Here is a 26,841-nt window from a genome sequence, read left to right as displayed (position 1 = left end):
ACCGAAAGGGAAGGGAGTTTCTTAGAAGATAAAAGCATCAGCACAAACGATTAGCGGCGGCCCAGCGTACCGGCGGCCTTGCTGTAGTCCACCTTGGACACCAGCGCGTCGTAGAGGGCCGAGTAGTAGTTGGTCTGGGCCTGGCGCAGGTCGGTTTCGGCCGTAATAACTTCCAGGTTGGAGCCGACGCCCTCCTGGAACTTGATTTTGGCGACGCGGGCCACGTTGGTGGCCAGCTCCAGGTTGGCTTTCTGGTTGCCGAGCACGGCCAGCGTGTTTTGCAACGACGCCGTAGTCTGCGCCCGCTCCAGGTCGATGCCCTGCTGCAGCGTCGTGAAGCCCTTGTTTACCTGCTCCAGGGCCAGCTTGCCCTGCTCGATGCTGTACTTCTTGCGGAAGCCGTCGAACACGGGAATGTTGAGCTGCAGGCCCACGTTGCCGAAGCCAAACCAGTTCTGGTTGATAAAGCCTTTGTCGCTTTTCGAGTTGGGGCCGCGGAACTCCATCAGGCCGCCGAAGCGGTTGTCGGAGCCGGTGAAGCCGTAGGCGGCAATCAGGTTCAGGGTGGGCAGGTAGCCCGAGCGGCGGTTGCGCACGTCGAGCACGGCCAGGTCGCGCTGGGTTTCCAGCACCGAGTACTCGATGCGGTTGCCGTAGTTGAACGAGTCGCTGAGGTTGATCAGGCTACCCCGCTCGGCTTCAATCACAGCCTCATCGAGGCGGTCGGTCAACTCCACGGGCTGGCGCTGGTCGAGGCCCATCTGGAATTTGAGCAGGGCCACGCTCAGGTCGATAAGCCGGGCCGCGTTCTGCTGCTCAATCTTGAGGTTGTTGACCTGCACCTGCAGGCGGTCCACGTCGAGCTTTTCCACGAAGCCCTCCTTATACGTCTGCGTGGTCTGGTACAGCAAGGTGTCGAGGCGCTGCACGTTGCGGGCCAGCAGCGCCAGCCGCTCGCGGGCCACCAGCGTGCTGTAGTAGGCTTTCGAAACCTGCTCCACCACCTCGATTTCGCTTTGCTGGGTTTGCTTCACCGACAGCTCCTTATATACGTTAGCGGCCTTCAGGCCCAGCAGGTAGGAGCCGTTAAAGAGCATCTGCGAAGCCGAAGCCGCCGCGTTGCCGGCATACTGCAGGCCAAACGCCAGGGGCTGCGGACCGGTAGCGGGCACGGGCGTGTAGGCCGGCGTCAGGGTCACGGTTTCGCCGCGCTGCACGCGGGCCAGTTGCTCCTGGGTCAGAGTAGTACCGTTCAGGGTGCCGGGGCCGCCGGCAAAGGCGCCGAAGTCGACCAGGGACTTCTGCAGCTTCAGGTTGTCGGTCAGGGCCGCCGATACGTTGATCTGGGGCAGTCCCGCCGAGCGAATTTCGCCCACGCGGGCCACGGCCACCTGCTCGTTGAGCCGCGCCGACTGCAGCGTCGATTTATTCTTCAGGGCATAGTCGATGGCCTGTTGCAGCGAGAACTGCACCGGCGTGTTGGTGGCCACGGGTTGCCCCGTAGAGGGCGTTTGCGCCAGAAGCTGCTGAACGCCGATGAAGGCCAAAGCCGCCAGCAGGCACAGAAAGCGAAGCATATTTTTCATCATGAAAACGCGAAAAACGATAAGCGGAAAGGGAATGAGAGCAGAGCAGTAAGTAAGAGTTAGGCTTCCGGTTCGGTGACGTTCCGGTATTTGTTGATGAGCTTATGGCCTTTCAGGGAGGAAATGCCGGCCAGGTAATGCTCCACGCAGGCAATGTGAATGCGCTGCAGGTCGAATTCTCTGGTCGGAAAAACTTTGGGGTCGAAGATGATTTCGATTTCTGCCAGCCGGATGCGGGCAATAACTTCCACGTCAATATCTGCCCGATACACACCTTCGCTGATACCCCTACGCAGGTTCTCGATGATTTTGCTCAGGATGAAGGTGTTCTTGTGCTGCTCGAACAGGGCCCAGGCCTGCGGATGGTATTTCTGCAGGTCGAAGAAGATGCTGGGGTGCACGTTGCTCAGGGTTTTCTTGTGCCAGTGCATCAGGTTGTACATCTCCTCCAGAGCGTTGGAGCCGGTAGCAAACACGTTTTCGCACTCGACCTCCTCCGACAGCAGATACTTCTGCATCACACCGTGCACGATCTGGTCTTTGTTTTCAAACCATTTATAGAGCGTTTTTTTCGACATGGCCAGCTGGGTGGCAATGTCGTCCATCGATACGCTGCGGATGCCGTTACGCATGAACAGCTCGACGGCAGCGACTAAGATCCGGTCCTTGATTTCCATACTCACGGGGCAAAGATACGACGGAAACTTTTAATGACTTCAAAGTTTCCATTAATTTTTTGCTATCCGTTTTCCGGCGCTCAACTTCCTTCCTGAAGGACGAATGGCCGCGGCGAATACTTTATGCGGGCCGCACTATATTTTCAAGAAGTTGCTGCTGAGCCTTCGTTTTCGGGTCGCGCCGGGCCGGCGTTGGGTGCGCCGGCTCTTCCAATCCGCAGCCGGCGTCGTACCTTGGGGCCAGTATTTTTCTGGCGCTACTTCCCCCTACCCTATGAAAATCCGCACTGGCTTCGGCTACGACGTGCATCAGTTACAGGAAGGCCTGCCTTTCTGGCTTGGCGGCATCCAGGTTCCGCACACCCACGGCGCCCTCGGCCACTCCGACGCCGACGTGCTCATCCACGTTATCTGCGACGCGCTGCTGGGCGCGGCCAACCTGCGCGACATCGGCTTCCACTTCCCCGACACCGACCCGCAGTACAAGGGCATCGACAGCAAGCGGCTGCTGGCCGAAGTGATGCGCCTGCTGCGCGAGCGGGGCTACAGCATCAGCAACATCGACTCGACCATCTGCCTGGAAGCACCCAAGGTGAACCCCCACATTGCCGAGATGCAGCGCGTGCTGGCCGAGGTGATGGGCATTCCGGCCGAAGACATTTCCATTAAAGCCACCACCACCGAGAAACTCGGCTTCGTGGGCCGCCGCGAGGGCGTAGCTGCCTACGCCAGCGTCCTGATTGTGCAACCTTAGTGGTGAGTTAGCGACTTAGTGAGTTAGTGAGTTGTGGTTCCATTGGCACGATTTGCGCCAGCGGCGTAGCAATTCCCCGTTTTATCCGCTTCCTCTCCTTCTTCCTCCCCCACTGCTTTTCATGAAAAAAACCTCTCTGTACGCGCTGCTCCTGGCCGCGTGCTGCGCCACCACGGCGGTAGCCCAGCAGGCACCGGAAAAAGTTAAAGTCAAGCGCAAGCGCGGCAAAACCGAAGCGGCCGCCACCCCGGCCCCGGCCGACACTACGCCGCCGATGACCCGGCAGGCTCCGGAAGAAGCCGACTGGGCCAACGTGTATGGCGCCACCATCACCCAGGCCGACCTGCGCGAGCACCTGACTATTCTGGCCTCGGATGCTTATGAAGGCCGCGAAACCGGCGAGAAAGGCCAGAAAATGGCCGCCGATTACCTTGCCAAGCGCTTTAAGGACCTCGGCCTGACCGGCCCCGTACAGAACTCCGATAACCCGTATCTGCAACACTTCACGATGGAGCGCTCCACCTGGACCGGGGAGGCAGCCCTGAAAGTGGGCGGCTCGAACTACGGCTGGCTGACGGACTTCTACGCCTACGGCAGCTCGCCCTTCCAGAACGAAACCACGATTCAGCCGGTGTTTGCCGGCTACGGCATCGAGCAGGAAGGCTACTCCGACTACGCCGGCCTCGACGTGAAGGGCAAGGACATTATCGTGCTGCTGGGTGAGCCGCTGAACGCCGCCGGCAAGCCGCTGCTGGGCAAAGAGGGCCAGGGCAGCAAGTGGGGTATGGATTTCCGGGCCAAGGCCGCCAAAGCCGCCGAGAAAGGCGCCCGCAGCGTGTTCTTCGTGGAAACCGCGCCCGGCAGCAGCTTTACCAAAGCCGCCGCCCGCATGGCACCCTACATCAGCCGCCCCACCGTCAGCTTCCTCGACAACAAGGAGGCCGCCCGCTCGGCCTTCTTCGTGTCGCCGGCCGTGGCCTACAAAATGCTGGGCACCACCGCAGCCGGCCTGGGCAAGTACCAGAGCGCCGTCAACAAAGCCGGCAAGCCGGTAGCCGGGCTGTTCAAGCCCGCCAAGGTTACCATCAAGGCCCCCAAGAAAAAGGAGCAGTTCACGACTGAAAACGTGCTGGGCTTCCTGGAAGGCACCGATAAGAAGGAGGAAATCCTGGTGGTGTCGGCTCACTACGACCACATCGGCGTGATTAACGGGCAGGTGCACAACGGCGCCGACGACGACGGCTCGGGTACGGTGTCGGTGCTGGAAATGGCCCAGGCGTTTACCAAAGCCAAAGCCGAAGGCCACGGCCCCCGCCGCAGCATGCTGTTTCTGACCGTGACGGGCGAGGAAAAGGGTCTGCTGGGCTCGGAGTACTACACCGACCACCCCGTTTTCCCGCTGGAAAGCACCATTGCCGACCTGAACATCGACATGGTGGGCCGCACCGACAAGGACCACGAGGGCAAGGCCGACTACGTCTACGTTATCGGCTCCGACAAGCTGTCGTCGGAGCTGCACGCCATCAACGAGGCGGCCAACAAGAAGTACACCCAGATTGACCTCGACTACCGCTTCAACGACCCCGAGGACCCAAACCGCTTCTACTACCGCTCCGACCACTATAACTTCGCCAAGCACAAGATTCCGGTGGCCTTTTTCTTTAACGGCGTGCACGACGACTACCACGGCGCCGGCGACGAAGTAGAGAAAATCGAGTTTCCGAAGATGGAAAAGCGGGCCCGCCTCGTGTTTTTCACGGCCTGGGAGCTGGCCAACCGCAACGACCGGATTGTGGTGGACTCGAACAAACCGTAGTTTCGGCCGAAACTCTAGCCTGAGCGTGGCAGTTGGTGAAGTATCCCGCACTTCGCTGGCTGCCACGCTTTATATTTGCTTATACCCCGCGCCCTCTCACACCCTACTGCTATGACCAAAGCTGCCCAGTTCCTGACCGACTCCGACCGCAAAGCCTTCGACCTGGAGCACCGGCGCAAGATTCGCTTCAACATCGGCAAGTACAACGCGGCCGTGCAGACCGGCCTGGGCTGGTACGACGACCACGAGCTGGCGCGGGAGCGGGCATCTTACCTCAAGGCCAAGGCCATCAACAACCTCGACCAGTACCTGCTGCAGTGGGAAGAAAACTTCACCAAACGCGGCGGCAAGGTTATCTGGGCCCAGAATGCGGATGAGGCCCTGACGGAAATCGGCAAGATCATGCAGCGCAAAAAGGCCCGCACTGTGGTGAAGGCCAAGAGCATGACCACCGAGGAAATTCACCTCAACAAGTACCTGGGCAAAAACGGTATCGACTCGGTCGAAACCGACCTGGGCGAGTTCATCGTGCAGCTCAACGGCGAGCGGCCCTACCACATCGTGACGCCGGCCATGCACCTGAGCAAGAAGGACATTGCCGACATCTTCGTCAAGCACCTCAAGATTGAGCCCACCGACGATGCCCAGAAGCTGGTGCTCACGGCCCGCCACCTGCTGCGCAGCAAGTACACCTCGGCCGAAGTGGGCGTCACGGGCGGCAACTTCCTGCTGGCCGACATCGGCGGCATTGCCGTGACCGAAAACGAGGGCAACGCCCGCCTCTCGGCCACGTTTCCCAAAACCCATATTGCCATTGTGGGCATTGAAAAGGTCATTCCCAGCGTCCACGACCTGGATTTGTTCTGGCCCCTGCTCAGCACCAGCGGCACGGGCCAGCAGGTCACGGTCTACAACACGATTTATACCGGCCCGCGCCAGCCCATGGAAAAGGACGGACCCGAGGAGATGTACGTGGTGCTGCTCGACAACGGCCGCACCAACCTGCTGGCCCAGCCCGACAAGCGCGAGGCCCTGCACTGCATCCGCTGCGGGGCCTGCCTGAATGTGTGCCCGGTGTATAAGAACATCGGCGGCCACACCTACGAGGCTACCTATTCCGGCCCCATCGGCTCGGTGATTACGCCCCATTTGTCGGGTCTGGAGGAAAACAAGCACCTGAGCTTTGCTTCGTCGTTGTGCGGGGCCTGCTCGTCGGTGTGCCCGGTCAAGATCAACATTCACAACATCCTGCTCAAAAACCGCCAGCAGAGCGTGCAGGCCGGCTATTCCGACAAGGAAGAGCAGCGCGCCATTACGCTCTGGCTGCACGGCATGAAGCACCGCTGGCTCTGGGACATGGCCCCCACGAGCGGTAAAAACTGGGTCCTGAGCCGCCTGCTGGGCCAAACCGGCTGGAGCAAGCGCCGCGAGGGGCTGCAGATTGCGCCTAAGTCGTTCAAACAGCTCTGGAAAGCGCGCAAGTAAAGCGCCTAAGCAGAATTTCCGAGCGGCCAAGCCCAACGGCTAATGCGGGAACCCAACCATTCCGGACGGTAAGAGTTAATACGCCCAGCGGGCACGATGCCACGCGGTTGCGTATTTTTTATGCTCGATTTGCTAGTGCGGGTGGCCGTTTTTCTGGGCGGCACTTTTCTGATTCTTACGGTTGTTTTATCCGCCATCCGCTCGTTTGTGCTGCCCCGCAATGAGTCGGTGCTGATCAACAACTGGGTGTTCATGACGGTGCGGTATTTTTTCAGCTTTCTGGCCGCCCGCTACCAGACCTATGCCAAACGGGACCGGATCATGGCCCTGTTTGCCCCGGTGGCCCTCGTCATGCTGCCGATTATCTGGCTGTTGCTGCTCTCCTTTGCCTACGCGGGCATCTACTGGGCACTAGGCGAGGGCGACTTTACCAAGAGCTACCTGCTCAGCTCCTCGTCCCTGCTTACGCTGGGCTCGGTGGAAGCCACCACCATTCTGATCAGCATCGTGACCTACTCCGAAGCCACGTTTGGCCTGCTGCTCATCACGCTGCTCATCTCCTACCTGCCCACCATGTACCAGGCCTTCACGCGACGCGAGCTGGTGGTGGCCCGCCTGGAGCTGCGCTGTGGCAACAACCGCACGGCTGCCGAGCTGATTGGCTGGCTGAACCGCACCGGCTCGTTGGCCGACGACGGCCCACAGTGGAAAGTCTGGGAGGAGTGGTTTGTGGAAATCGAGGAAACCCACACTTCCCTGCCGATTCTGTCGTTTTTCCGGTCGCCGCAGCCCGGCCGCTCCTGGGTGACGGCCGCCGACCTGATTCTGGATGCGGCGGCTGTCATTATCAGCAGCGTCGAGCAGAAGCGCGACCCGGATATGGAGCTGTGCTTTAAAGCGGGCTGCGTGGCCATCAACCGGGTATCACGCTACTTTGAGGAACGGGCCGCAGCCGAGCCGGTCGAGGCCCTGACCGAGGAAGACCCCATCGAAGACCCCACCCGCGCCGGGTTCTTCCAGACGTTCGACCAGCTCCGCGACGCCAACGTGTCGTTGGTCGACAACCGCGAGGAAGCCTGGAAGCGCTACAAAGAGCTGCGGATGCGCTACGCCAGCGCCATCGAGTTTCTGGCCAAGCTGACCATGGCTCCCGAGCTGAAAGCCATTGGCGGCAGCCGCTAGCTGGGCCGAACCGGAACAGAAAAGCCCCACCAGATCTACCTGGCGGGGCTTTTTTATTGGCTAATAAACAGGGGCTTACTCGTTGTCTTCGTCGGGCAGAATATTGACGTCCTGCACCAGCACCATCTTCTCGATTTCCCGGCCCCGGGTGGTGTTAGCCAGGCCACCGAGGGCCGTTTCCTTGTAGCGGGTTTCCATGCTCTGGCCCACTTCGCCCAGCGCCGCCACGCACTGATCCACGGGAATAACGGGGTCGACGCCGGCAATGGCAATCTGGGCCGAGGAGAAGGCAATGGCCGCCGCCGAGGCGTTGCGCACCACGCAGGGCACTTCCACCAGGCCCGCCACCGGGTCGCAGACCAGGCCCAGCATGCACTGAATGGTAATGGCTACGGCCGCAAACACCTCGTTGATGGAGCCGCCCAGGCAGTAGACGATGGCGCCCGAGCCCATAGCGGCGGCGCTGCCGGTTTCGGCCTGGCAACCGCCTACGGCCCCGGCCAGGGAGGCATTCTGCTCGATAATGAGGGCAATGCCGGCGGCCACGAGCAGGCCTTCCAGAATCTTGTGGTCATCGAGCTTGTGTAAATCCTGAATCGTGACCAGCACGCCGGGCAGAATGCCGGAGGCCCCGGCCGTGGGAGCAGCTACCACCCGGCCCATGCACGAATTCACTTCTTTGGCGCCCAGGGCGCGGGTGATGAGCTGCTTGAACTCGGGGGAAAGCACCGTGATGGGCGAGGCCGCAATCTTCTTGGCTCCGTTGTTAATCATACCCGAGCGGGAGGTCATATCCTCGGTCAGGCCGGTTTTCACCGCGTCACGCATCACGTCGTAGGCTCGTTGCAGACCGGGCCAGATATCGGCCTCAGCGCGGCCCTTCTGCTCGATTTCGTAGTCGAGCACAGGTTGGTAGAGGGCCTGGCCGGTGGCTTCGCAATGGGCCTGCCAGCTGGCAAAATCAGTGAACAAGAGCGACATGATGGGTGGGAGTACGGGGTGGGAGACAACTCAGAACACGGGCGCGGCGGCGGCGGTTCGCCGAAACGGGCCACGAAAATCGGGAGAAATTATTCGTCGGCGGCTATGGCTCCGGTATCTACGCCGAAAAGAGCCCTTCAGTGGTCTGCAAGCCCGGCCGGCCGGTTCCAGCCAATGCAAACAGCGCCCGACCTGCTGGGCAAATCGGGCGCTGTGCTGTGGTAAAGGCGGCGTTATGCTTCCTGCTGCTCCCCAACCAGCTTAATAGCGGCCGAGTTGATGCACAGGCGCAGGCCGCCGGGCGGCGGACCGTCGGGGAAAACGTGGCCCTGGTGGGCGTCGCAGACGTTGCAGAGCACTTCCACGCGGGTCATGCCGTAGCTCGTGTCTTTCTTGTAGCGGATGGCGCTTTCGTCCACGGGCTGAGTGAAGCTGGGCCAGCCCGTGCCACTCTCGAACTTGGTGCGCGAGTCGTAGAGCGGAGTGCCGCAGCACACGCAGGCGTAGAGGCCCGCTTCGTGGGCTTCGCAGTATTCACCGGTGAAGGCCCGCTCGGTGCCGTGCTGGCGCGTGACGTGGTATTGCTCGGCCGTGAGCTGCTGCTTCCACTCGGCGTCGGTTTTTTCTACGCGCCGCGCGGGCGCCGGGCTGCCATGGTTGGCCAGCCGGATAACATCGTTCCAGGTTTGCATATTTGGGTTGATTGTGAAGGCTACTAGCGTGTGAAGGGAAACGCCAAAACCCAGCGGTTAGTTTTCGGCGGCCAGCCCGGTGCTACTCTACCTCCGGCACGGGCTGCGCCGACCAGCGCCGCCACTGCTGCCGGGCAAAGCGCAGAAAAGCGGGCGGCGCGCCCCGGAAGTCCTTTTCGTTGTGGTAGCGCCCGTCGTAGATGGAATAGTCGCCCCGGGCCTCGGCCCGCTTTTCATCCACGGTGTCGAGGCAGCAGATGGTGGCCGGCATCCGCTTGCTGATGGGCAGCGAATCGTACTGCACCACGTTATTGCCGCGCAGGGCATATTTGGCGGCATCCTCGTGCAGAATAAGCTTCAACTCCAGCGGACTTACATCGCCGCGGCACCCCAGGGCGTAAACGAGCATCGTCTCGGTGTGGCCGTCATTGTCCAGGTCGGTAATGGCCGTAGAGCCGGGCAGCAGGCTGAGCGCCAGGTCGAGCGGGCAGTGGCCTACGTGGTCCTGCAGCTTCCACAGCAGTTGGTAGCCGCCCGGCCGACGCACGTATTGCCGGGCGTAAAGCTCCACGTGCCGCGCGCCCTCGGCCTCATCGGCCTCATCGGGCGCATTGGGCTCGTCCTGCTCGGCCGTGCGCGTCACGACCAGCACGTTGGTTCCGTTAGCATCTTCCCATTGCCTGGCTTCCTGCAGCTTGCCGGCGGGCAACACTACGCCCGCCGGCAGCTGGCTGGCTGTCAGCGTACGAACCTGGCTGGTTTCAAATGCGGCGGGCAACTCAATTTTGGGCCGTGGGGCTGCTGCTTCGGCGGGCTGCTGCCGGGGCTCGTCGGCGCAGGCGGCCAGCAGCAGCAGGCCGCCCAGCCAGGAAAGTTGACGCATGGTGTATCCGCTGGATTTGGTTTCAAGTATAGTCAACCATGCGCATTCTTACCGCCGCCCAAACCCGCCAGGCCGACCAGGCCACGCTACGGGAGCAGAATATAACTTCGGAAGCCCTGATGGAGCGGGCCGCTGCGGCCTTCACCCAGTGGCTGATGGCCCGCCAGACCCCAGCCGACGCCGGCGAAGTGCTGGTGTTCTGCGGGCCCGGCAACAACGGCGGCGACGGGCTGGTAGCGGCCCGCCTGCTACACCAGGCCGGCTACGCCGTGCGGGTGTTCGTGCTGCCGGCTACGAGTTATTCCACCGACTTCGAAGCCAACCGCCAGCGCCTGCCCCCGGCCGTGCCCCTGGCTACCCTGACCGCCGAGCTACCGCCCGTAACAGCCGGCGCCCTGGTTATCGACGCGCTGTTTGGCACGGGCGTGAGCCGGCCGCTGCGTGGGCTGGCCGCCATGGTGGTGAGCCACCTGAACCAGGCGGCCGCCCGCATCGTGGCCATCGATATGCCCTCGGGCCTGCTGGCCGATGCGCCCCAGGCCCCTGAAGCGCCTGTTATTCAAGCCCGGCACACGGTGAGCTTCGAGCTGCCCAAGCTGGCGTTTCTACTGCCCCAGAACGCACGTTACGTGGGCCAGTGGCATACCGTCCCGATTGGCCTGAGCCGGGAGTTTCTGACGGGCGCTGAGGGCACGATGCACTTCGTGGATGCCACTTTGCTGGCGGGTCGCCTGCCCAAACGGGCGAAGTTTGGGCACAAGGGTACGTATGGGCACGCGCTGCTGCTGGCCGGCAGCCGGGGCAAGCTAGGTGCGGCCCTGCTTGCGGCCCAAGCCTGTCTGCGCAGCGGTGTGGGGCTGCTTACGGTGCGCACCCCGGCCGTGGGCTACGACATTCTGCAAACTGCCGCGCCCGAAGCCATGGCCCTCACCGACCCGGCTCCGGATTTCATCAGTGAGCTGCCTGACTTGGGGCCGTACTCGGCCATCGGCATTGGGCCGGGCCTGGATAAAGCCGAGGCGACCAAACTGGTGCTGGAAAAACTGCTGCGCGAAACAAAAGTGCCGCTGGTCATCGATGCGGACGCGCTGAACCTGCTGAGCGCCAACCCCGACCTACTCCGGCTGTTGCCCCCGAATTCTGTCCTGACGCCCCACCCGAAAGAGTTTGAGCGCCTCGCCGGCCCGGCCCACGACGACTACCACCGCCTGGAGCTACTGCGCGCTTTCTGCCGGAAGCACCAGTGCTACACAGTGCTGAAGGGCGCCTACACCTGCCTGGGCACGCCTGCGGGGGAGCTATACTTTAACAGCACCGGCAACCCCGGCATGGCCACCGGCGGCAGCGGCGACGTGCTGACCGGCACCCTCACGGCCCTACTGGCCCAGCGGCTGCCCACGCTGGATGCCACCCTGCTGGGCATCTACGCCCACGGCCGCGCCGGCGACCTGGCCGCTCAGCACACGGGCGAAGCCGGCCTGCTGGCCGGCGACCTGACGCGCTACCTCGGTCCGGCGTTGCAGGAGCTAACCACGCCCGACGCGTTGTGAGCCTTGCGCCGCTTAGGCGGCCCAGTACACGGCCACAAACTGCACAATCATGATTCCGTCGGCCAGCAGGGCGAAGTAATAGTCGGGGCGGGTTTCGTCGGCAAACCAGATGATGAAGCCAGTAAGCAGCGTGGGCAGCGTGAGCACCAGCAGGTGGGCCGGTGCCACGCCCTGCGGAATAAGCAGCCCCGACACGGCCAGGCTCAGCAGGGCCAGGGCCTTAGCGGCCCGAATACCGAAGATGCCGGGAAACGTGCGCGTGCCGCTGAGCAAGTCTTTGGTGTAGTCGCGGATGTCGAAGACGAAGGCCAGGGCCAGGATAAAGAAGAAGCGCCGCCCGAACAGCACCAGCACCACCGGCGCGCTCAGGGCCTTGCCTAGATAGAGGGCCGGCACCCACACCGTAATGGCCGCCCAGACGTAGGCAATCAGGAATACCTTGAGCAGCGGCAAGTCGCGCAGGGCCCGCCACCGGCCGCGCCGCTTGATGATGGGAAAGGAATAGAGCAGCGAAATAGCGGCCAGGTGCCCCAGAAACAAGGTCAGGTGCCGCCAGCCGTCGAGCCAGAACAGCAGCGCGGCCACGCCCAACGCCCCCAGCGCCAGCAGAAACAGCTCGCGCCGGTGCTGAATCATCCAGCGCTTGCGCTCCGAAAGCACGGCCTGCTGCCGGAACTTGTAGGGCAGCACGCTGTCGATGTTGTAGAGAAAGAGCGTCGCCGTGAAAATCAGCGTGGCCAGCCGGAAGGGAATGTCGGTGCGCCAGAACAAAAAGGTGGCCCAGGTGAGACTGGTAGCGGCGGCGGCTACCAGCACACTGCTGTAGAGCGTGGCATCAACCCAGCGCTTCAGGCCGGAGGAAGCAGGGGAAGGAACGGCGGCCGCTGGTTTGTCGCTGACTTGGCGCATGGCTCCGGGCGTCTTGGAGGAAAAGGAAAAAAGCCACAACGCCGCGCCGCAAAGATAGGGTTCCGGCTGCTACTCGCCGGTTTCGTCGTGGCTGGCATCCACGGGCTTGGACTGCGGGGAGCCGTGCTGCCGCAGGAAAATGGACAGCCCCACGATGGCAACAATGGAGAGAAACTCGCTCTGCCAGTTCTGAAACGACTGAAACCAGAACCGCGACGTAGCCATAAACTCCAGCAACGACACGGTGGGCTCCCCGTGCTGCTGCTGCTCAATGTTGTACACGCTCAGGCCGCCACGGGCGTGCAGCCACACAGAGGCGAAAAACAGCAGAAAAAAGACGATGCTCAACGACTTCTTGTAGAGCTGCAGCTGCCAGCCGCCGCGCTTCACCGGGCCGGGCGCGCCTTCTTTGCCAGGGTCTGGCTCCCGGTCCACTTCTTCTTCCTCGTAGAGCTTTTTCGACTCGGACGAGCCTTTCTGCCGCAGCCAGATGGTCAGCAGCACGAAGAGGCCCATCTGCAGAAACTCACTTTCCCAGTTCTCGAAGGTGGCTTCCAGGAAGTGGCCCGAGGTCAGGTACTGACCCAGCGTGAGGGCGGGCAGCTGCAGGTCTTCCAGGTCCTGGTTGTATTCGTACCAGCCGGTCAGGGCCTGCCCCACCATGGTAATGAGCACCAGCACGGTGCCCACCAGCAGCAGGCTGTTTTCGTAGAGGAAGCGCAGAAACGGTGAGGACGCGGGTTGCTTGGGCATGTTGGCGCCTACGTAGCCCGCCGCGCATTAGGTACAGCCGAGCTTAGGATTCGGCTACTGCTCAGCCTGCTACAGAAAGTAACTGGGCGGTTCCTTACAAGCCATAATAAAAGAACGTCATGTCTCCCGCTGGGCGACATGACGTTCTAAAAATTGGGGACTCTTACGGCCAAAGCCGCGAAACGCTTTACAGTTCGACGCCGGCCGAAGTGGTAACGTCACTCTGCTTGAAGGTTTCGTTGTAGAGCTTGATGCTGTCCTCGATGATGCGGTAGGCATCTTCGCGGCCCAGGAACTGCTCCACCGTCACCTGCTTGTGCTCCAGGGCTTTGTAATCCTCGAAGAAGCGGCGCATCTCCAGCAGCGTGTGTGGAGGCAGGTCGGCAATGTCGTTGTAGTGGTTTACCGAAATGTCGTTGGCGGCTACGGCAATGATTTTGTCGTCTTCCTCGTCGCCGTCAATCATCTGCATCACCCCGATTACCTTGGCATCCACCAGGCACATGGGCACGATGTCGACCGAGCAGATAACCAGAATATCGAGCGGGTCTTTGTCGTCGCAGTAAGTCTGGGGAATAAAGCCGTAGGCGGCAGGATAGTGCACGGCCGAAAACAGCACCCGGTCCAGCTTCAGCATGCCGCTGTCCTTGTCGAGCTCGTACTTGCCCTTCGAGCCTTTGGGAATTTCAATGATGCCGTTCACAACTGCGGGGGCGTTTTCGCCGCGCTCCACATCGTGCCAAGGGTTAAAATGAGCCATTTGTTCGTTGTTGGTTATTAGTTACTCGTTGTTGGTGGTTGGTGCGGCGGGCTTGGCTTTTTGGGGGTTTGTCATCCTGAGCTTGCGAAGGACCTTATTACGTCTGAACTGCTGTTAATGGCTTCGTTCTGGCCTAATAAGGTCCTTCGCTTTGCGGACGTCAGATGAAGGATGACACGTAAAAAAGGTAAGACCTACCGGCCCAGCACTTCCGGCAGCGGGGTGCCGCTACTGCCGTTGGGCTCCTGAATGTGCAGCCAGCTGGCCAGCGTGGGCGCAATATCCGTGATTTTGGTGGGCCGCGTCGATTCGCCGCGCTTCACATGCCAGCCCCAGAACAGCAGCGGCACGTGGGTATCGTAGTTGTTCAGCGAGCCGTGAGTGGTGCCCTTGTTGATCGGGTAGGCATACGATTCGAGCCAGCCCGGCTCCAGCACCACGAGCACGTCGCCGCTGCGCTTGGGGTAGTAGCCGTTTTCCAGGTACATCAGCATCCCGCTTTCCCAGTGCGACTTCTGCAAATCGTCGGCTGTGATGGCGCGGGTGACGCCCGAAAGCGTGGTGGCAATATCGACCACCTCATCCTGCACCGTGCGCAGGTTGAGCTGCTTCTGGACAATAAGGGGCCGATTGAGGTACACCTGCTGGTTTTCGTAGCTCAGCACCCAGTTGCCGGCGCCGTGGCGCTTCACCAGGGCCTGCTGAATCGAGTCGCGCATGAGGCGCGGGCCCACCGAGCCGGCGGGCAGGTGGTGCTCCAGCATAAAGTTGGGCGACTGCGCCGCGGCGTGGTCGGCGGAGAGGAACACGAGGGCCTGCCCCTTGCCCACGGTTTTGTCGAGGTAGGTCAGCAGGCGGGCAATATCCTGGTCGAGGCGCAGGTAGGTGTCCTCGGTTTCGATGGCCGTGGTGCCAAACTGGTGGCCCACGTAGTCAGTCGAGGAAAAGCTCAGGGCCAGAAAGTCGGTTTGGCCGCGCTGGCCCAGCTGCTCGGCCCGCACGGCTTCCAAGGCGAAGTCCAGCGTAAGGGAGTTGCCGAAGGGCGTGGAGCGAATCAAGTCCAGGTTGCGGGGCGTGGCCACCGGCGCTTTTTCGCCTTCAGCTTTCAGGGCGCCCTGCACGGCCCGGGGCGCCAGGGCACTCAGGCGGGGCAAATCGTGGGGGAATACGGGCTTGTCTTCGCCCCGATACGCCGATTCCCAGGCCACGTCGTCGGCCGAGCTTTCGGTGTACTGGCCGATGGGCAGCAGCGTTTCCCAGGGCTTGTCGAGATATTTGGCCGCCCGCTGCTCACTGTTGAATTTGCTTACCCACTCGGGCAGGGCGTTCTGGTAGAAGGTGCTGGTAATGAAAGCGCCGTTGGTGCCGTCGTACCAGTAGGCGGCGTTGGCAGCGTGCCCGGCGGGCAGAATCGAGCCCCGGTCCTTGATGCAGACGCCGATAACCTTCGCCTGAAAGTTGGTAGCCAGGCGCAGCTCGTCGGTAATGGTGGTGGTCAGCATGTGGCGCGGCGACATCTGCCCTTCCGCCCCGGAGCCGCCCACCGACTGCACCGTTTTATCCTCGGTTACATAGGTGCCCTTGCCGGTTTCGCGCTCAAACCAGTTGTTGCCCACAATGCCGTGCATGGAGGGCGTGGTGCCAGTATAAATGCTGGCATGGCCCGGCCCGGTGTAGGTGGGCACGTAGTTGTAGTGGGTGTTTTCGTAGCTGAATCCTTCGCCCAGCAGGCGCCGGAAGCCGTCGGAGCCGTACTTGTTCCAGTAGCGGTACAGGTAGTCGTAGCGCATCTGGTCGACCACGATGCCGACTACCAGCTTGGGCCGGTCAATCGGCTTGGCTTTTTTCTGGGCAAAAGCGGGTACCGCCAGGGCGGCCGCCCACAACAGGAACAGGCTCTTTTTCAAATCAGTAACGCGTTTTTTCAGCCGAGTGGCGGCCGTTAGCAATCCGAACCAACAACAGCGGCCGCAAAGGTAACAGTCGGCGTCCGGAATCCCGGCGTCAGTAGCCAAAATAGCGGCCCGCGCGTACGTCTACTCCACCCGTCAGGCCAGCTCTGTTGCCCCTGCCTGTGGTTCAGTTTTCGTGTATTCCCTATCCTTTGTACGCCACTTATGCCCGCTTCACAACCTGCCTACGCCCTCATTTTCGACATGGACGGCGTGCTCATCAACAATACGCCCTACCAGGCCAAAGCCTTCCAGCTCCTGTTCCGCGACCTTGGCCTGACCACCAACGCCCGCCAGCTGCTTCGGCGCCTGAACGGCATGCCGGCCACCAACATTCTCAAAACCGTGTTCCGCCACCCGGTGCCCACCAAGCAGCTCAAGGAATACGCCGCCCAGCGCGAGTTTCTCTACCGGGTGCTCTACTGGGACAAGCGCAAGGAAACGGCGGGCCTCTCGCAGTTTCTGACGGCCGCCCGCGCCGCCGGCTTCAAAATCGGGCTCGGCACCGGCTCGGCCCCCGAAACCATCGGCTACATCATCGACCACCTGGATCTGCGCCGCTTCTTTGATGTGGTGGTGGGTAAGGCCGACGTGGAAAACGGCAAGCCCCACGCCGATACCTTCACGGTAGCAGCCCAAAAGCTGGGCGTGCCCCCCGAGCGGTGCGTGGTCTTTGAGGATGCCATTCTGGGGGAGCAGGCGGCCTACAAAGCCGGCATGCGCTGCATCGCCGTGAGCAGCGGCCTCAAACCCGAGCAGTTTCAGGCCCCGCTCCAAGTCATCAAGGACTTCACTAACCTCATGCCCGAGCAGGTGCGGGAGTTGCTGGCGCAGCACCCAGAGGTGCCCAAGCCGAGCAAGGAAATGGCCAAGCGGAACTACATGAAGCTCTAAATACTCTGCCGCAACACCTGCGCAACAGACACAGGTCGGCCACGGTGTAGGTAAACACGTATAGCGTATACAAGTACATTTTTACCAGATACCGGTAAACGCACACTGATATTATTGTATGGGGTTTACCAATATCAGGTAAACACCCATCTCACATGTACATCTGAATTTACCTGCCAAAACTCCGGCTGGCTACCTGGTGGCCCCGAAGATAAAATACTTTTTTGAGCTCTATGAATAGTTCTGCTTCAGAATCTGAGGTTACACTGATGGCGGCCGTGCGCGCCCATCTGGGTTTATCAGTGCGACAGCTGGCCAGCTACCTAGATGTGTCGGCCAGCTTTGTGGCTCACGTGGAAGCCCGGCGTAAAGGTTTGCCCCCGGCCTTGGCCCCGCGCCTGCAGGGGTTGAGCCGCCTGCTGCCCCCGCCCCTGGGCCAGGGCCCGGCCGCGCTGCCCGAGCCTCCACTCTACGACCCGCTGGCGGCCCTGTCCGCCCCCGATGCCCTGCTACAGGCCACCGAGCTGCCCACCGCGGCTACTCCGGCGGCTGAGCCGCTGCGCCAGCGCCTGCTCGACGGCCGCCAGCAGCTGCAGGAGTTGGGCCAGCGCCTGGCCCAGCAGCAGGCCCGGGCCGTGGCCCTGGCACGCCGCCGCCGGGGTCTGGCCCAACTCCAGACGGCCCCCTTCCCCACCGAGCCCGCCGAAACCGCCCGCTACGCCCGTTGGCTGGGCGCCCTGGCTACCGACCTGGCCCGCGACGAACCCGACCCGGCCGCTACGGCCGCGGCCCGCCTGCTGCTGGCGTGCCGCGTAGCCGCCCTGCGCGCCGAAGTAGCCCTGCTAACGCGGATAAGCCCAACTTCTTAGGCGGTAGCCGCTGTTATATCTGGCTTTTCGGCTTTATCTGTTAGAAGCAACTGAATTGCTGCACTAAGTGCCCGCTCCGGCTTTTCCGTTATTCATTCGCCTATCGCAACTACCAGAAACGCCCCACCCGGCTCCGTGTCAGGCAGGGCGTTTTCGATGCTACCAAGGATTGCTAGTAGCCAGAAGCATGGGCTAAAGGGGCTCCTACACACCCGCGTCGAGGCGAAGCTGCTTGATCATCTCCTCGCCCAACTTCCAGGCCTGGGGCCAGTCCTTCTCGGGACTCTCGAAGAGCAGTAGGTAAAAGGTATCGGTAACGGTGTTGGCAATAGCCCATTGCTGAATGATTTTGGCACCAGCCGCGCCGCCCGTTACGCGGTAGCGCACGCCATACAGACGCAGGGGACCTTGGACCTTGCTCTCCTGCCCCAGCACCTGCTGCCCGGCCTTACGCCCGCTGCTGGCACTGAAGGCCTGGGCATAGGCCGCAGCCGACTGCTTGGACTTGGCCTTCATTTGCCGCACCACGTTCAGTGACACGCCGGTCTGGAACTGGCCGCCGGGCACGATTCGCTCCCGGGTGAGGAAGTAGGCCTGGGCGTCGCGGCTGGTTTCGGCCTTGTAGCTCCAGGTGTAGGGCAGCAGCATAGCCGCTTTTACCTCCGGCAGTAGCTGCCATTTAAATCCCATGGGCGCCGCAACTTGGCCGGGGGCTGGCTTAGGGGTTTGGGCAGTAGCCGGGCCAGCCAGCAGCAAACTGTACAGAACAAGCAAAGAGGGACGGACCATAAGGCATTGAGCAGTAGTGGACCCTGCTTATACGGGGCAAGCCGGCAGTAGTGGCAAGCTGACGGTGGCTTGGGCCGCAGCTTTGCAGGAATACGCCCCCATTTCGTTTCCGCCTAACTGTTGGTCCGCACCAGTTGCTGCGCTATCCATGCGTTTATTGCAACTAGAAGAAATGCCCTACCCAGCTCCGAGCCAAGTGGAGCGTTTCGATAGAGGGAGGCGTGTAGCACCTGAGTGCAAAGACGCTGAAGCCGGTCGCTAATAAACGCTGAGGCGGCGCACCGCTACCTCATTGGCTGCCTGCACCCGTAGCATGTAGCAGCCAGGCTGCATACCGGCTACCCGCAGTTCCAGCGTGCTGGCTCTCGCGGGCAGCGGAAGAGTTTGAGTGCTGATTAACTGGCCCATGGCGTTATAGACCGTGGCCTGCACCTGCCGGGCACTGAGCGCAGCGGGCAAATCCAGCGTGACGTAGTCCGTCGCCGGGTTTGGATACAAACTGACAGCCCATGCGCTGACGTTTCCACTACCGGGCAAGGTGCTGAGCATCGGGGATCCTACCCGAGCCACAAACCCAGTGCGCATGTTGGTCACTAGGCTGTGAGTACCAAAAGTAGCTGTAGTGCCAAAAAGGGTACCGACCAGATAGGCTCGGCCTTGTACGTCGATAGTCACACCAGTGCCGGCATCGATACCCGTAGTACCACCACCCTTCAACGCCCATTGCCACGCACCATTGGGTGTAAGGCATGCTATAAAAGCGTCGATGTCCATATTGCCTTGATTGGCGAAGGAGTAAGCACCAAATCGGGCAGGCCCGTTGAAGTAACCACTTACATATACGTTTCCTTGTCTATCCAGAGCCACGCCGCTCGGCTCATCCCAGTAGTTGCCCCCGGCACTAGCGGCCCATTGCCAAACACCATCCGTGGTGAGTTTTGCCACGAATATGTCGGTACCATTAGTGCTGGGGGGAAGCAGCGTAGTACCAAAATAAGCCCCACCAGCTGCAAAGGCCGCATCGTATATTCCGGTTACATACACACTGCCAATAGCATCGGTTGTAATTGCCAGCCCAGTGTCAGAGTAGCCGCTCCCACCTTTCACAGCCCAGAGCCACGTTCCAGTCGGGCTTAGCTTAGTTACAAACACATCTTGGTTGATAACAGGAGTGGTGCTGGAAAGAATAGTTGATCCAAAAGTAGCCCGATTGTAAAAGCGCCCCGTTAAGTAAACGTTGTTACTAGCATCAAGTGCCACTCCCGTACTGATATCATGCTCCTCGCCGCCAGCCCGCGTAGCCCATAGCCACGTGCCAGTAGCCGAAAGCTTTGCCACGAAGACATCGTCTTTCCCATAACCACCAGCAGGATTTAATCTAAAAGTGCCCAAGCTTAGCGGACTTCCAAAGTTTCCCGTGACGTAAGCATTACCACTGGCATCAACCGCTAGGGCAGTGATAAGTAAACTATTTGCGGCGATGGCTGATTGCCAGACCCCGGCGCTACTGAGCTGGCCTACAAAGCCACTCTGAACACCAAAGCTGGAAATGGCCACCGTGCCCAGTTGCATGGTAATGCCATGAAAGTTGCCGGCAACATGAAGCATCCCCCTGGCATCAAGTGCTATACCTTCTGCTGCATCAAAGTCAGGGCCACCGGCTTGTACGGCCCACTGCCATTGACCTTCAGGACTAAGCTTAGCTACGAATATATCGGCCTCGCCAACGCTGGTCAGGAGTGAGTTTCCGAATCGAACGGAATCAAAAAAACGACCTGTAATATATATGTTGCCGTTGGCATCAGTAGTTGTGCTACTTATTTCGCTGTTGGCACGCGAAGTAGAGGTTCCAGCCAGCAACGCCAAATCGAAGGACTGACAACGGGCCTGGGTCAAACCTATTACCTGTAAGAAAAACAACAGGGCCATGGTGTATCGTAGCTGCTGACAGCTGTAGCTTCTCATGAAGCCGGAATCACGATGCATATATATGCGTTAGAGGTATAGGGTAAAATAGCTTCGCTCCTAGCGTTACTATCTTATCCCTGCTATTTTTTACTATTAACTGAGTGGCTCGGAGTCTGTAGAGACAGACAAGGTAAAGCTTTGTCAGCAGTGAACGAGACCATCAGGTGCTATAATTTCAGTTATCAACTCCTGACAACCAAACGAAAAAGGCCCGCCTCCTTGCGGAAGCGGGCCTTTCAGAAATTATATCAGCGTATCCCTAGCCGCGGCTGGCCGCCAGAGCTTCGGCACCACCCACAATTTCGAGAATCTCGGTGGTAATAGCCGCCTGACGCGTGCGGTTGTAAGTCAGCTTGAGCGACTTGAGCAACTCCCCGGCGTTTTCCGTGGCTTTGTCCATGGCCGTCATGCGGGCACCGTGTTCCGAGGCGTTGCTTTCCAGCACTGCCTTGTAGAGCTGCACCTTCAGCGACTGGGGAATCAGGGTCTGCACGATTTCCTCCTTCGAGGGCTCGAAGATATAGTCCGTGTTCGAGGCAGGGGCAGCCGTAGCAGCGGGAGCCTCGGCGGCTACCAGGGGCAGCAGCTGCTCGGCCCGCACCACTTGGGTAGCCACGTTCTTGAACTCATTGTAGACCATCGTTACCTCGTCGAACTGACCGGTGCGGAAACCTTCCATGGCCTGCTCGGCGGCTACGCGCACCGTATCGAAGGACAGCTGCCCGAATACGTGGGTGTAGTTGCCCAGCACGGGGCCGCGCTTCGAGAAGTACTCGTGGGCGCGCTTACCGATGGCCATTACCGTAATGGTGCCGGCCGCAGCCTGAGCAGCATACCGCTCCGCAATGAGGGCATTCACCCCCTTGAAGATGTTGCTGTTGAAGGCGCCCGCCAGGCCCCGGTCGGAAGTAATGGCGATAATCAGCACGCGGCGCACGTCGCGCTGCACCCCGTATTCGCTCACTACGTCGTCACCGGCCAGGCTGGTGAGGTTGCTCAGAATGCTGTTGAGCCGCTGGGCGTAGGGGCGCATGCGCAGGATGTTGTCCTGGGCGCGACGCAGCTTGGCGGCCGCCACCATTTTCATGGCTTTGGTGATTTGCTGCGTGCTTTGCACCGATACAATGCGGTTGCGGACTTCTTTTAAGCTAGCCATTCAGTTGGGTTATTTGTTTCTGGTTTTTGGTTTTTGGCGTCTGACCCGAGAGCCAAAAACCAAAAACCAAAAGCCAAAAACCAATTACTTATTAGCGTAAACCGCCGATAGGTCTTTGGCAACCTGACGGATGGCACCGGTGATGGTATCATCCAGCTTGCCGGCTTTCAGCGCTTTGAGCTCCTCGGGGTGGCGCGACTGCATCACCTGACGGAACTCAGTTTCGAAGGCCCGAACCTTGTCGACGGGCACCAGGTCAAGCAGACCGTTGGTGGCGGCGTAAATGATAGCCACCTGGTCTTCTACCTTCACGGGCGAGAACTGGGGCTGCTTCAGGATTTCGAGGTTACGACGGCCCCGCTCGATAGTGAGCTTGGTCGAGGCGTCGAGGTCGGAGCCGAACTTGGCGAAGGCTTCCAACTCGCGGAACTGGGCCTGGTCGAGCTTCAGCGTACCAGCTACCTTCTTCATCGACTTGATCTGGGCGTTACCACCTACGCGCGATACCGAGATACCAACGTTAATGGCGGGACGCACACCCGAGTTGAAGAGGTTGGTTTCGAGGAAGATCTGGCCGTCCGTAATCGAAATTACGTTCGTTGGGATATAAGCCGAAACGTCACCAGCCTGGGTTTCGATGATGGGCAGAGCCGTCAGCGAGCCACCGCCTTTCACCAGGTGCTTGATGCTGGGAGGCAGGTCGTTCATGTCGGCCGCAATCGTGTCGGAAGCGTTGATCTTCGCGGCACGCTCCAAGAGGCGGCTGTGCAGGTAGAATACGTCACCGGGGTATGCCTCACGTCCGGGAGGACGACGCAGCAGCAGCGACACTTCGCGGTAGGCTACGGCCTGCTTCGACAAGTCATCATAGACAACCAGGGCAGGACGACCCGTATCACGGAAGAATTCGCCGATGGCGGCACCAGTGAAGGGCGCAAAGAACTGCATGGGAGCCGGGTCGGAAGCCGACGCCGAAACTACCACGGTGTAATCCATGGCACCACCACGCTGCAGGGCGTTTACTACCTGCGCTACGGTCGATGCTTTCTGGCCTACGGCTACGTAGATGCAGAATACCGGCTCGCCGCGCTCGAAGAACTCGCGCTGGTTCAGGATGGCGTCAAGGGCTACTGTCGACTTACCCGTCTGACGGTCGCCGATGATAAGCTCCCGCTGGCCCCGACCAATCGGAATCATGGCGTCGATAGCCTTGATACCGGTCTGCATGGGCTCGTTTACGGGCTGACGGTAGATTACACCGGGCGCCTTACGCTCCAGGGGCATATCGAAGGTCTCGCCGGCAATAGGGCCGCGGCCGTCGATGGGCTGACCGAGCGTGTTTACCACGCGCCCGATGATGCCGTCACCAACCTGAATAGAAGCAATCTTATTGGTCCGCTTCACGGTGGCACCTTCCCGGATGTCGGAGTAGTCGCCGAGCATTACGGCACCTACGTTATCTTCTTCCAGGTTGAGAACCAGCGCCTGCAGGCCGTTTTCAAATTCAATCAATTCCCCCGACTGGGCATTGCCCAGCCCGTAGATGCGGGCTACACCGTCACCAACCTGGAGAACCGTACCAACCTCTTCGAGTTCGGCTTCGGTCTTGAAGTTGGACAGCTGCTCCCGCAGAATGGCGGATACTTCATCCGGACGCACGTCTGCCATGTTGTTAATTTATATGGTGTTGGTAGGGGTTCTCTTTAAAAGAATTGCGCAGCTTGCGCAAGCTGTTGCGCACCGACTCGTCGAGCTGACGGTCGCCGACACGCAGGATGAAGCCACCGATCAGCGACTCATCAACCGATTCCTGCAGCGTAACGTTCTGCAGACCCGACTGTTCGCGAACAATCGTGTTCAGCTGTTCGCGCAGGGCAGGAGCCAGCGGAGTCGCGGTGGTCACCTGGGCCACCTGCATGCCGCGCAGCAGATCGTACTGGCTTTGAAACTCAGTAGCGACCCACTCCAGGGCACTTTCGCGGTTGTGCTGGGTCACGATGGAGAAAAACTTCTCCGTGATATCCGACACCTTGCCGCCGAAGATTGCCTTCAGAATAGCCAGCTTCTTATCGTGCTTCACGATGGGATTGCGCAAAAGCAGGCGCAGGTCACGGTTTTGCTCCAGCGTCTTGCGGAACAGATCCATGTCTTGCTTTACTTGCTCCAGCGTTCCGCGCTCCTCGGCCAAATCCAGCAGGGACTTGGCGTAGCGGGAGGCAACTCGTTGTTCAGACATACTTGTAGAAGTTAAGGAGCCAGGAGGCAGAAGCCAGCCACGACGCGGGGTCAGGGCCGGCTACTAGCCACTAACTTCTAGTTCAGTTTAACATCCTTCAGGTACGAGTCCACGAGTTGCTGCTGGGAGCCGGAATCAGCCAGCTCACGGCGCAGGATGCGCTCAGCAATATCGATGGAAAGCTTAGCAGCCGTGTTTTTCACCTCGGTCAGCGCAGCTTGTTTCTCGTTCTGGATGGCTTCGCGGGCCTGCATGATCATGCGGCTGCCTTCCTCGGTAGCTTTGCTCTTGGCCTGCTCGATGAGCTGGTTGGCCATTTGCGTGGCTTCCTGCATCATCTTGTCGCGCTCCATACGGGCTTCGGCAATGAGTTTTTCGTTACCGGCTTTCAGCTGCTGCATTTCCAGCTTGGCCTGGTCGGCCATGCGCAGGGCGCTTTCAATTGAATCCTCACGCTCCTTAAGAGAGCCGAGAATGGGTTTCCAAGCAAATTTGGCCAGCAGGAACAGCACGATGAGGAAAATCACCAGCTGCCAGAAGATCAGGCCAATATTGGGGGTTATTAAGTCCATATACTCAGAGTAGGAAGTGGGAGTATCGAGGAGAAGAAAAGCGGCATTCGCACCTTTCCAGCAACCCAAAAAAGCCAAGTCAGCCCGCCGCGCCGTGCGCCGAAGCGATGCGCAGCGGGCTGCTTAGGCATTGCCCCTAGCTCTAGAGGTTGAACGAAATCAGCAAGCAAACTACTACTGCGAACAGACCCAGACCTTCGATCAGAGCCGCTACGATCAGCATAGCCGTTTGAATTTTGCCGGAAGCTTCTGGCTGGCGGCCGATGGCCTCCATAGCGCTACCACCGATACGGCCGATACCCAGACCAACGCCTAGAGCAACCAGACCAGCACCGATACCGGCACCCATTACAGCCAGACCAACAGAATTCGCAACCTGCAACAACAGAGAAAGAAGCATAAAACAGAAATTAGAGAGAAGTGAAAAACGAAAAATTCAGGGGTGAGAAAACTTAGTGGGCAGCGCGAGCTACGTGGGCCTCATCGGCACCGTCGCCGCCGCCCATCTGGTAGTCGGCATCGTGGTGCTCTTCCACAGCGCCACCGATGTACATGGCAGTCAGCAGAGTGAAGATGTAGGCCTGCAGAATGGCAACCAGCAGCTCCAGCACGTTAATGAACAGGCCGAAGGCCAGGGTCACGGGGCTGATAAAGATGCTCTGGAAAATGAAAATCAGGCTGATGAAGCTCAAAACCACAATGTGACCGGCCGTGATGTTGGCGAACAGTCGAATCATCAGGGAAAACGGCTTTACCACGATGCCAATCAGTTCCACGGGAATCATGATGAGCAGCAGAGGCTTCGGTACGCCGGGCGTGGCGAAGATGTGGTGCCAGTAGTTGGAGTTGGAGCTAGCCAGGGTAATAATCAGCGTCAGCAGGGCCAGGGTCATCGTCACGGCAATGTTGCCGGTGAGGTTGGCGGCACCCGGCATCAGGCCCAGCAGGTTGTTGAACCAGATAAAGAAGAAGATGGTCAGCAGGTAGGGCATGTAGCGCTCATACTTCGGCCCGATGGACTTCTTGGCTACTTCGTCGCGGATGAAGACCACAATGGGCTCGAAGAACGACTGAATGCCGCGGGGAGCACCACCGTGGTTTTTGCGGTAGCCACGGGCTACGGCCGTAAACACCAGCAGCAGAATCAGGGCGCTCAGCAGCAGCGAGGCCACGTTCTTGGTGATGGAGAAGTCGTATACTTTACCACCATCTTCGGCCACGAGGTGCTCGTGCTCCAGCTTCAGGCCGTTGTAAGCCTGGCCGTGGGCTAGGTTCGAAGAGGAGAAAACACTCAGGCCTTTGGTAGGCTGGTAGGCAATAACGGGCAGCGGCAGGGTCAGGTGTGTGCCGTGCTCCTCGTCGCCGAGGGTGGCGAAATGCCATTCGTGAGCGTCCCCGATGTGGTGCAGAATCATCTCGCCGGGGCTGAAGGCCTCCTTGTCGGTTGCTTCGGCCTGGGTTGCCGCGGGTTCGTTGGCAAACACAGGAAGCGAAAGAATGCAGAAGAGAGCTATCAGTAAACGCTTCATTCAAAGAGAGTTAGGGTGGTGCCTACAAAACCGTCAGATTTGGCTTTCACCCGGTTTTGAAAACGGGCGCAAGTTACTCAGGATGCTCCAGATTTCAAACCCGGCAAACAAGAAATACAGGAGGAAGAAGCTACCGAGGAAGGTCCAGGTGCCCGCGCCCTCTTTGGCACCTCCTTTATATAGGTATATCATCACCAAGGCAACCGACAGCAGCAGGCGCACCACCATGCCGCCGAAGAAGGCGACCATAAACCCGTCGGGGTTAGCTTTTAGCAGCAAAGCCGTCAGCCAGTAGGTAATAGCGGTGAGCACGGCAAAGAAGCCGAAGATGTAGTAGGCCAGCGGGTGAATGACGGCGGCGCCAAACTGCAGCTGCAGCCCATACATGAGAGCCCAGATGAGTACGCAGAAAATCAAAAAGTTGCGGAGAAACTGCACTGTTAGTTCTTAATCGTTACGGGAAAGAGAGCGGATAACCTGGTAGGTGGCGGCAATCAGGCCGAACACCATCAGGCCGATGGTATACCAGGGCTTGTCGTTGCCAACGTATTCATCGAGCTTGAGCCCGCCCCAGGTACACACCCCTATGATAGCGAGCATCTGGAAGGCTAGGCCGGAGTATTTGGCGAAGGCCCGCAGCCGGTCCGATTCGTTGGGGTCAGGGAGCTTGGGAGGAGCGGCGGCCATGAGGGAAGCAGGTTTGGGGGTGCGAAAGTATTGATTTTCCGGGCACTGGCGTCCAGGTAGATTGTCAGATACGCAGGCAAAGGGTGGCGGCTACGGAAAAACCGTAATTTTACCCAACCTGCTACGTTACAGAAGCAGCGCGGATGGGCTGAGCGAACGAA

At 60.0% G+C, this 26,841-nt stretch carries 26 protein-coding genes; 7 read left to right on the top strand and 19 right to left on the bottom strand.

The features are described from left to right. Nucleotides 1-50 precede the first annotated feature (50 nt). Both LGH70_RS14305 and LGH70_RS14300 read right to left on the bottom strand, forming a co-directional pair. The gene (locus tag LGH70_RS14305) at nucleotides 51-1,577 is read right to left on the bottom strand and encodes a TolC family protein (RefSeq protein ID WP_226186885.1); all 1,527 of its coding nucleotides are present in this window, start codon (nucleotides 1,575-1,577) and stop codon (nucleotides 51-53) included. Between the two features lie 68 nt (nucleotides 1,578-1,645). Further along, nucleotides 1,646-2,263 (bottom strand): TetR/AcrR family transcriptional regulator, encoded by a 618-nt coding sequence (locus LGH70_RS14300; RefSeq protein ID WP_226186883.1) that lies wholly within the window; start codon nucleotides 2,261-2,263, stop codon nucleotides 1,646-1,648. Between the two features lie 274 nt (nucleotides 2,264-2,537). Between LGH70_RS14300 and ispF the strand changes: the two genes are divergently transcribed. The 4 genes from ispF to LGH70_RS14280 all read left to right on the top strand — a co-directional run bounded on the left by ispF (nucleotide 2,538) and on the right by LGH70_RS14280 (nucleotide 7,500). After that, complete coding sequence (ispF, locus tag LGH70_RS14295) at nucleotides 2,538-3,017, top strand: 2-C-methyl-D-erythritol 2,4-cyclodiphosphate synthase (protein ID WP_226186881.1); 480 nt, start codon at nucleotides 2,538-2,540, stop codon at nucleotides 3,015-3,017. Nucleotides 3,018-3,138: 121 nt separating this feature from the next. Beyond that, a complete protein-coding gene (locus LGH70_RS14290; protein ID WP_226186878.1) occupies nucleotides 3,139-4,833 on the top strand; it encodes a M28 family peptidase in 1,695 nt (564 codons plus the stop codon). 111 nt (nucleotides 4,834-4,944) lie between these two features. Further along, on the top strand, nucleotides 4,945-6,318 hold the full coding sequence (locus LGH70_RS14285; RefSeq protein ID WP_226186875.1) for a LutB/LldF family L-lactate oxidation iron-sulfur protein: 1,374 nt from the start codon (nucleotides 4,945-4,947) through the stop codon (nucleotides 6,316-6,318). Nucleotides 6,319-6,438: 120 nt separating this feature from the next. Beyond that, nucleotides 6,439-7,500 (top strand): hypothetical protein, encoded by a 1,062-nt coding sequence (locus LGH70_RS14280; RefSeq protein WP_226186871.1) that lies wholly within the window; start codon nucleotides 6,439-6,441, stop codon nucleotides 7,498-7,500. 75 nt (nucleotides 7,501-7,575) lie between these two features. On the opposite strand, the gene sdaAA is transcribed toward LGH70_RS14280, so the two are convergent. The 3 genes from sdaAA to LGH70_RS14265 all read right to left on the bottom strand — a co-directional run bounded on the left by sdaAA (nucleotide 7,576) and on the right by LGH70_RS14265 (nucleotide 10,056). Then, nucleotides 7,576-8,481 carry an L-serine ammonia-lyase, iron-sulfur-dependent, subunit alpha gene (gene sdaAA, locus LGH70_RS14275; protein ID WP_226186869.1) on the bottom strand — a complete coding sequence of 302 codons (906 nt, stop codon included), beginning with the start codon at nucleotides 8,479-8,481 and terminating at the stop codon, nucleotides 7,576-7,578. Nucleotides 8,482-8,714: 233 nt separating this feature from the next. Then, the gene (msrB, locus tag LGH70_RS14270) at nucleotides 8,715-9,173 is read right to left on the bottom strand and encodes a peptide-methionine (R)-S-oxide reductase MsrB (RefSeq protein ID WP_226186867.1); all 459 of its coding nucleotides are present in this window, start codon (nucleotides 9,171-9,173) and stop codon (nucleotides 8,715-8,717) included. A gap of 82 nt (nucleotides 9,174-9,255) precedes the next feature. Next, a complete protein-coding gene (locus tag LGH70_RS14265) occupies nucleotides 9,256-10,056 on the bottom strand; it encodes a M949_RS01915 family surface polysaccharide biosynthesis protein (RefSeq protein ID WP_226186864.1) in 801 nt (266 codons plus the stop codon). Nucleotides 10,057-10,094: 38 nt separating this feature from the next. Here LGH70_RS14265 and LGH70_RS14260 point away from each other — a divergent pair, with 38 nt between their 5' ends. After that, complete coding sequence (locus tag LGH70_RS14260; protein WP_226186861.1) at nucleotides 10,095-11,606, top strand: NAD(P)H-hydrate dehydratase; 1,512 nt, start codon at nucleotides 10,095-10,097, stop codon at nucleotides 11,604-11,606. A 12-nt stretch (nucleotides 11,607-11,618) separates the two neighbouring features. On the opposite strand, the gene LGH70_RS14255 is transcribed toward LGH70_RS14260, so the two are convergent. The 4 genes from LGH70_RS14255 to pafA form a co-directional block, all read right to left on the bottom strand. Next, on the bottom strand, nucleotides 11,619-12,515 hold the full coding sequence (locus LGH70_RS14255; protein WP_226186858.1) for a UbiA prenyltransferase family protein: 897 nt from the start codon (nucleotides 12,513-12,515) through the stop codon (nucleotides 11,619-11,621). A gap of 69 nt (nucleotides 12,516-12,584) precedes the next feature. Continuing rightward, nucleotides 12,585-13,268, bottom strand: coding sequence for a DUF6766 family protein (locus LGH70_RS14250; protein WP_226186856.1), 684 nt, complete (start codon nucleotides 13,266-13,268; stop codon nucleotides 12,585-12,587). A gap of 187 nt (nucleotides 13,269-13,455) precedes the next feature. Then, nucleotides 13,456-14,028: an inorganic diphosphatase gene (locus LGH70_RS14245; protein WP_226186853.1), complete on the bottom strand. Its 573-nt coding sequence runs from the start codon at nucleotides 14,026-14,028 to the stop codon at nucleotides 13,456-13,458. 194 nt (nucleotides 14,029-14,222) lie between these two features. Then, entirely contained in the window at nucleotides 14,223-15,935 is a 1,713-nt protein-coding gene (gene pafA, locus LGH70_RS14240) for an alkaline phosphatase PafA (RefSeq protein WP_226186851.1), read from the bottom strand. Nucleotides 15,936-16,145: 210 nt separating this feature from the next. On the opposite strand from pafA, the gene LGH70_RS14235 reads away from it, so the two are divergent. Next, nucleotides 16,146-16,874, top strand: a complete 729-nt coding sequence (locus LGH70_RS14235) for an HAD family hydrolase (RefSeq protein WP_226186848.1) — start codon at nucleotides 16,146-16,148, stop codon at nucleotides 16,872-16,874. Between the two features lie 233 nt (nucleotides 16,875-17,107). Beyond that, nucleotides 17,108-17,743 (top strand): hypothetical protein, encoded by a 636-nt coding sequence (locus LGH70_RS14230; RefSeq protein WP_226186844.1) that lies wholly within the window; start codon nucleotides 17,108-17,110, stop codon nucleotides 17,741-17,743. A gap of 204 nt (nucleotides 17,744-17,947) precedes the next feature. Here the strand turns inward: LGH70_RS14230 and LGH70_RS14225 are convergent, their stop codons facing one another. From LGH70_RS14225 to LGH70_RS14180, 10 genes are all read right to left on the bottom strand, one after another. Then, the gene (locus tag LGH70_RS14225; protein ID WP_226186841.1) at nucleotides 17,948-18,532 is read right to left on the bottom strand and encodes a hypothetical protein; all 585 of its coding nucleotides are present in this window, start codon (nucleotides 18,530-18,532) and stop codon (nucleotides 17,948-17,950) included. Between the two features lie 258 nt (nucleotides 18,533-18,790). Continuing rightward, the gene (locus tag LGH70_RS14220; RefSeq protein WP_226186837.1) at nucleotides 18,791-20,461 is read right to left on the bottom strand and encodes a T9SS type A sorting domain-containing protein; all 1,671 of its coding nucleotides are present in this window, start codon (nucleotides 20,459-20,461) and stop codon (nucleotides 18,791-18,793) included. Nucleotides 20,462-20,759: 298 nt separating this feature from the next. Continuing rightward, entirely contained in the window at nucleotides 20,760-21,656 is an 897-nt protein-coding gene (gene atpG, locus LGH70_RS14215) for an ATP synthase F1 subunit gamma (protein ID WP_226186835.1), read from the bottom strand. A gap of 84 nt (nucleotides 21,657-21,740) precedes the next feature. Continuing rightward, complete coding sequence (gene atpA, locus LGH70_RS14210) at nucleotides 21,741-23,324, bottom strand: F0F1 ATP synthase subunit alpha (protein ID WP_226186833.1); 1,584 nt, start codon at nucleotides 23,322-23,324, stop codon at nucleotides 21,741-21,743. Nucleotides 23,325-23,328: 4 nt separating this feature from the next. Then, entirely contained in the window at nucleotides 23,329-23,892 is a 564-nt protein-coding gene (gene atpH, locus LGH70_RS14205) for an ATP synthase F1 subunit delta (protein ID WP_226186831.1), read from the bottom strand. 77 nt (nucleotides 23,893-23,969) lie between these two features. Continuing rightward, nucleotides 23,970-24,464, bottom strand: coding sequence for a F0F1 ATP synthase subunit B (locus LGH70_RS14200; RefSeq protein ID WP_226186829.1), 495 nt, complete (start codon nucleotides 24,462-24,464; stop codon nucleotides 23,970-23,972). 142 nt (nucleotides 24,465-24,606) lie between these two features. After that, nucleotides 24,607-24,864 carry an ATP synthase F0 subunit C gene (atpE, locus tag LGH70_RS14195; RefSeq protein ID WP_100338570.1) on the bottom strand — a complete coding sequence of 86 codons (258 nt, stop codon included), beginning with the start codon at nucleotides 24,862-24,864 and terminating at the stop codon, nucleotides 24,607-24,609. 52 nt (nucleotides 24,865-24,916) lie between these two features. Beyond that, the gene (gene atpB / locus LGH70_RS14190) at nucleotides 24,917-25,993 is read right to left on the bottom strand and encodes a F0F1 ATP synthase subunit A (RefSeq protein WP_226186827.1); all 1,077 of its coding nucleotides are present in this window, start codon (nucleotides 25,991-25,993) and stop codon (nucleotides 24,917-24,919) included. Between the two features lie 33 nt (nucleotides 25,994-26,026). Beyond that, complete coding sequence (locus LGH70_RS14185; protein WP_226186825.1) at nucleotides 26,027-26,410, bottom strand: hypothetical protein; 384 nt, start codon at nucleotides 26,408-26,410, stop codon at nucleotides 26,027-26,029. Nucleotides 26,411-26,440: 30 nt separating this feature from the next. Beyond that, entirely contained in the window at nucleotides 26,441-26,680 is a 240-nt protein-coding gene (locus LGH70_RS14180) for an AtpZ/AtpI family protein (RefSeq protein WP_226186822.1), read from the bottom strand. Nucleotides 26,681-26,841: the final 161 nt, after the last annotated feature.

The sequence above is a fragment of the Hymenobacter nitidus genome, from assembly GCF_020447315.1.
In the GTDB taxonomy this organism is placed as follows: Bacteria; Bacteroidota; Bacteroidia; order Cytophagales; family Hymenobacteraceae; genus Hymenobacter; species Hymenobacter nitidus.
Note: the sequence above shows the minus strand (reverse complement) of the source record. Positions and strands in the feature narration are given on the sequence as shown.